This window comes from Pseudomonas sp. A39, from assembly GCF_058145955.1.
This window is the reverse complement of sequence record NZ_JBYVMD010000097.1, coordinates 1-6069: the sequence shown is the minus strand read 5'-3', so window position 1 is coordinate 6069 and position 6069 is coordinate 1. Positions and strand designations below refer to the sequence as shown.

Annotated in this window: 5 protein-coding genes; all 5 read left to right on the top strand. The window is 64.2% G+C overall.

Translation table 11 applies throughout. From position 1 onward, the window contains the following. Positions 1–17: 17 nt before the first annotated feature. On the top strand, positions 18–506 hold the full coding sequence (locus tag AC3ZU9_RS31145; protein WP_015886558.1) for an Hcp family type VI secretion system effector: 489 nt from the start codon (positions 18–20) through the stop codon (positions 504–506). A gap of 93 nt (positions 507–599) precedes the next feature. Then, positions 600–1115, top strand: coding sequence for a type VI secretion system baseplate subunit TssE (gene tssE / locus AC3ZU9_RS31140; RefSeq protein ID WP_005792513.1), 516 nt, complete (start codon positions 600–602; stop codon positions 1113–1115). Then, positions 1112–2971: a type VI secretion system baseplate subunit TssF gene (tssF, locus tag AC3ZU9_RS31135; protein WP_046034840.1), complete on the top strand. Its 1860-nt coding sequence runs from the start codon at positions 1112–1114 to the stop codon at positions 2969–2971. The genes tssE and tssF overlap by 4 nt, the downstream gene beginning before the upstream one ends. Then, positions 2935–3978, top strand: coding sequence for a type VI secretion system baseplate subunit TssG (gene tssG, locus AC3ZU9_RS31130; RefSeq protein WP_046034838.1), 1044 nt, complete (start codon positions 2935–2937; stop codon positions 3976–3978). Before tssF ends, tssG begins: the two co-directional genes overlap by 37 nt. Beyond that, positions 3971–6069 (top strand): type VI secretion system ATPase TssH (gene tssH, locus AC3ZU9_RS31125; protein WP_490091776.1); only part of this gene is annotated, 2099 nt, incomplete at its 3' end. The genes tssG and tssH, both read left to right, overlap by 8 nt.

Here is a 6069-nt window from a genome sequence, read left to right as displayed (position 1 = left end):
CCACACAGGGAGAAAACATGGCTGTTGATATTTTCATCAAGATCGGCGACATCAAGGGCGAGTCCATGGACAAGGCCCACAAAGACGAGATCGACGTGCTGAACTGGAGCTGGGGCATGGCCCAGTCCGGCAACATGCACGTGGGCGGTGGCGGCGGCGCGGGCAAGGTGAATATCCAGGACCTGTCGCTGACCAAGTACGTCGACAAGGCTTCGCCGAACCTGATGATGCACTGCGCCAGCGGCAAGCACATCGACAAGGTCAAGCTGACCGTGCGCAAGGCCGGCGGTGAAAGCCAGGTCGAGTACATGGTGATCAACCTGGAAGAAGTGCTGGTCACCTCGCTGAGCACCGGCGGTTCGGGTGGCGATGACCGCCTGACCGAAAACGTCACCCTGAACTTTGCCCAAGTGATGGTCGACTACCAGCCGCAGAAAGCCGATGGCACCAAAGACGGCGGCGCGATCAAGTTTGGCTGGAACATCCGTTCCAACACCAAGCGCTGATAGCTCTGGTGGCCGTGGTTCCCCACCACGGCCCCAGAAACCTGCCCCGCTCAACAACTGTCCCTCTCACAACCCGTCCGTGGAGCTGCTTTGGTGGTAACTGAAATCGCTTCCCGCGACCGTCTGCAACCGTCCCTGCTGGACCGGCTGACCGACGACGACCCAACCAATCCCAAGGAAAGCGCCGATAAACGCGTGCTGTCCCTGACCCAATTGAAAGCCTCGGTGCTGCGTGACCTGGCGTGGCTGCTCAACACCACGTCGTTGCTCGATGCCGATGCCACGCTGCACACCCCGGCCGGTACGTCGGTGGTCAATTACGGCCTGCCGGCGCTGGCGGGCAACAGTGTTTCCAGTGTCGACATCAAGGCCCTGGAAGCCCTGATCTACCAGGCCATCGCCACCTTTGAACCGCGCATCCTGCGCCATACCCTGCGGGTCAAAGCCCGTGTCGGCCATGGCGAGATGAATCACAACGCCCTGAGCTTCGAGATCGAAGGCGACCTGTGGGCGCAGCCGGTGCCGTTGCGCCTTTTGCTGCAAACCGACCTCGACCTGGAATCCGGCCATGTGCGTGTGGTGAATGCCGACCAGCGGAGGCGCCCATGAACCCGCGCCTGCTGGAGCTGTACAACCAGGAACTGCACCACGTGCGCGAAAGCGCCGCCGAGTTCGCCAAGGAATACCCGAAGATCGCCAGTCGGCTGACCCTGTCCGGTATGGACTGCGCCGACCCGTACGTCGAACGCCTGCTTGAAGGGTTTGCCTACCTCACGGCCCGCGTGCAGCTCAAGCTCGATGCCGAGTACCCGACCTTCACCCATAACCTGCTGGAAATCGCCTACCCGCACTACCTGGCGCCGACGCCGTCGATGACCGTGGTGCAATTGCAGACCGACCCGGATGAAGGCTCCCTGGCCAGTGGTTTCCCGCTGCCCCGCGACACGGTATTGCGTGCCGCCCTCGGCCGTGAAACCCAGACCTGCTGCGAGTACCGCACCGCGCACCCGGTGACGTTGTGGCCGTTGCAGGTCAGCAGCGCCGAGTATTTCGGCAACCCCGCCGCCGTGCTGGGCCGCCTGGCCGCCAGTGAACCGAAAGCCAAGGCCGGCCTGCGCCTGACCCTGCGCACCGGCGCCGAATTGCCTTTCAACAGCCTCGACCTGGATAACCTGCCGCTGTACCTCAGCGGTGCCGACGAGCAACCGTTCCGCCTTTACGAGCAGTTGTTGGGCAACGCCTGCGCGGTGTTCGCACGCAAGCCCGGCGGTGACTGGGTAGAACGCCTGCCGCAGGACGCATTGCGCTCCCGTGGTTTTGACGATGCCGACGCCGCCATGCCGGTTGTCGCGCGGGCCTTCCAGGGCTATCGCCTGTTGCAGGAATACTTCGCCCTGCCCCACCGCTACCTGTTCGTCGAGTTCGCCGAGCTGAGCCGTGCGGTCAAGCGTTGCGACGGTCAGGAGTTGGAACTGATCGTGTTGTTCGACCGCCACGAACCGAGCTTAGAAGGCAGCGTCGGCGCTGCGCAGTTCCTGCCGTTCTGCACGCCGGCGATCAACTTGTTTCCCAAGCGCGTAGACCGTATTCACCTGTCCGACCGGGTCAGCGAGCACCATGTGATCGCCGACCGCACGCGGCCGATGGATTTCGAGATTCATTCGTTGAGCGGCATCACGGGCCATGGCACCGGGCCGGAACAACCCTTTTTACCGTTTTATGCGGTGCGCGACCCGTCGCGCTATGGCCGCGACCAGGCCTATTACACCGTGCGCCGTGAACCACGCGTGCTGTCCAGCGACCAGCGCCGCAACGGCCCGCGCTCCACCTACGTGGGCAGTGAAACCTTTGTCAGCCTGGTGGACAGCGGGCAAGCGCCCTACCGCCACGACCTGCGCCAGCTCGGCGTGACCGCGCTGTGCACCAACCGCGACCTGCCCTTGTTCATGAGCGTGGGCAACGGCAAGACCGACTTCACCCTGGCCGACAGCGCGCCGGTATTGGCCGTGCGCTGCGTCGCTGGCCCGAGTCGCCCGCGCCCCAGCCATGCCCATGACGCCAAGGCGTGGCGCTTGATCAGCCAACTGTCGCTCAACTACCTGTCGTTGAGCGAACAGGGCCAGGGCGCCGGCGCCTTGCGTGAATTGCTGCGCCTGTACGGCGACAGCAACGACGCGGCGCTGCAATTGCAGATCGAAGGCTTGCGCGAGGTCAGCAGCAAAGCGGTGACCCGCCGCCTGCCGATGCCCGGCCCGATCGTGTTTGGGCGCGGCCTGGAGATCACACTGGAATTCGATGAAAACGCGTTTCGCGGCACCGGCGTATTCCTGCTCGGTGCGGTGCTGGAACGCTTCCTGGCACGCTACGTGTCGATCAACAGTTTTACCGAGACGGTGATCCGTACCACCGAACGCGGCGAGATCATGCGATGGAAAGCCAAGCCCGGACGTCGTCCGACCCTGTGAGTACCCTGGATGCGATGCATCAGGCGCCCTGGGAATACGATTTCTTCCAGGCGTTGCGGCGTATCGAGTGCGAATCGCCGGAACTGCCGCGCCTGGGCCATTCTCTGCGCCTGGCGGATGACCCGCTGCGCCTGGGTCAGCAGGCGGATTGCACCTTTGCCCCGGCCACGTTGGCGTCGGTCGATCCCGGTGGCGACGGCAAGCCGGCGCGGCTGGAGCAGTTCTTCTTCGGCCTTGGCGGCCCCAACGGCCCGCTGCCGCTGCATATCACCGAATATGTACGCGAGCGCCAGCGCAACAATGCCGACAGCACCAGCAAACACTTCCTGGATGTGTTCCACCATCGCCTGCTGAGCCTGTTTTACCGAGCCTGGGCCGAGGCGCGGCCGACGGTCAGCCATGACCGCCCGGATGATGACTATTGGTCTGCGCGCCTCGCCGCACTGAGTGGTCGTGGCATGCCGAGCCTGCTGAATCAGGGGCTCATCCCGGATACCGCAAAGCTGCATTACAGCGGCCACCTCTCGGCGCAAACCCGCTACCCGGACGGCTTGAAAGCCATTCTCGGCGAGTACTTCGGCCTGCCGGTGGCGATCGAAGAGTACGTCGGCCAATGGCTCGAGCTGCCCGAACGCAGCCGCGTGGGCGTGAGCGCCAACCGCCTCGGCGTGGACTTTTGCCTGGGCAGCTTCGTGTGGGATCGCCAGCACAAATTCCGTATCCGCCTGGGCCCCCTCACGCTGGATGACTACATGGGCATGCTGCCCGGCCACCAACCGTTCAACGAGCTGGTGGCGTGGGTGGCCGAGTACCTGGGCCATGAACTGGACTGGGACTTGAACCTGGTTCTGCAACAAGCCGAAGTGCCAGCGCTGCAACTCAACGGCCAGTTCCGCCTGGGCTTCAACACCTGGCTCGGTAAACCCGAGCATGACGCCAACGACCTAATCCTGGCCCGGCACTACGCCGACCACGCCACCACCTCAAGGAATCCAGAGCATGGGTGAAATCAGTCGCGCCGCACTGTTCGGCAAACTCAATAGCGTGGCCTACAAGGCCATCGAAGCCGCCACGGTGTTCTGCAAACTGCGGGGCAACCCGTATGTGGAGCTTGCCCACTGGTTTCACCAGTTGCTGCAACTGCAGGACTCGGACCTGCACCGCATCATCCGCCAGTTCAACGTCGAGCCGGCGCGCCTGGCCCGCGACCTGACCGAAGCCCTGGACCGCCTGCCACGCGGCTCGACCTCGATCACCGACCTGTCGTCCCATGTGGAAGAAGCGGTGGAGCGCGGCTGGGTCTACGGCAGCCTGATGTTCGGCGAAAGCCAGGTACGCACCGGTTATCTGGTGCTCGGCATTCTCAAGACCCCGAGCCTGCGCCATGCGCTGCTGGGCTTGTCTTCCGAGTTCGACAAGATCAAGGCCGAGGCCCTGAGCGAGCGCTTTGATGAATACGTGGGCGACTCGCCGGAAAACGCGCTGAGCGCCAGCGACGGTTTCAACGCCGGCGCCGTGCCGGGCGAAGCCAGCGGTGCCATGGCGCCCAGTGCGATGGGCAAACAGGAAGCGCTCAAGCGCTTTACCGTTGACCTGACCGAACAGGCCCGCAGCGGCAAGCTCGACCCGATCGTGGGTCGTGATGAGGAGATCCGCCAACTGGTCGACATCCTCATGCGCCGCCGCCAGAACAACCCGATCCTCACCGGTGAAGCCGGGGTGGGCAAGACCGCCGTGGTCGAAGGTTTCGCCCTGCGTATCGTCGCCGGTGACGTGCCACCCGCGCTCAAAGATGTGGAACTGCGCAGCCTCGACGTGGGCCTGCTGCAAGCCGGCGCCAGCATGAAAGGCGAATTCGAACAGCGCCTGCGCCAGGTCATTGAAGACGTCCAGGCCTCACCCAAGCCGATCATCCTGTTTATCGACGAAGCCCACACCCTGGTGGGTGCCGGTGGCGCCGCCGGCACCGGTGACGCAGCCAACCTGCTCAAGCCTGCATTGGCGCGTGGCACCCTGCGTACTGTGGCCGCCACCACCTGGGCCGAGTACAAGAAGCACATCGAGAAAGACCCGGCCCTGACGCGCCGTTTCCAGGTGGTGCAAGTCGCCGAACCGTCGGAAGACAAAGCGCTGCTGATGATGCGTGGCGTGGCGTCGACCATGGAAAAACACCACCAGGTGCAGATCCTCGACGAAGCCCTGGAAGCCTCGGTGAAGCTGTCCCACCGCTACATCCCGGCGCGCCAGTTGCCGGACAAATCCGTGAGCTTGCTGGACACCGCCTGCGCCCGCGTCGCCATCAGCCTGCACGCGGTGCCGGCCGAAGTGGACGACAGCCGCCGCCGCATCGAAGCCCTGGAAACCGAGCTGCAGATCATCGCTCGCGAGCATGCCATTGGTATCGCGATTGGCGCGCGTCAAACCAATAGCGAAGCACTGTTGAGCGCTGAACGTGAGCGCCTGGCGACGCTGGAAAGCCGCTGGGCCGAAGAGAAAGCGCTGGTGGACGAACTGCTCGCTACCCGCGCGACCTTGCGCGAAAAAGCCGGCGCCGTAGACAGTGGCGACGACGCTTTGCGCGAGCAACTGGTCGACCTGCAACAACGCCTCAGCGCGCTGCAAGGTGAAACCCCGCTGATCCTGCCGACGGTGGACTACCAGGCCGTGGCCTCGGTGGTCGCCGACTGGACCGGCATCCCGGTGGGCCGCATGGCGCGCAATGAGCTGGAGACGGTGCTCAACCTCGACCAGCACCTGAAGAAACGCATCATCGGCCAGGACCATGCCCTGCAGATGATCGCCAAGCGCATCCAGACGTCCCGCGCCGGTCTCGACAACCCGAGCAAGCCGATTGGCGTGTTCATGCTGGCCGGTACCTCGGGCGTGGGCAAGACCGAAACCGCCCTGGCCCTGGCCGAAGCCATGTACGGCGGCGAGCAGAACGTCATCACCATCAACATGAGCGAATTCCAGGAAGCCCACACAGTGTCGACCCTCAAGGGCGCGCCTCCGGGCTATATCGGCTACGGCGAAGGCGGCGTGCTGACCGAAGCCGTGCGGCGCAAACCCTACAGCGTGGTACTGCTGGACGAGGTGGA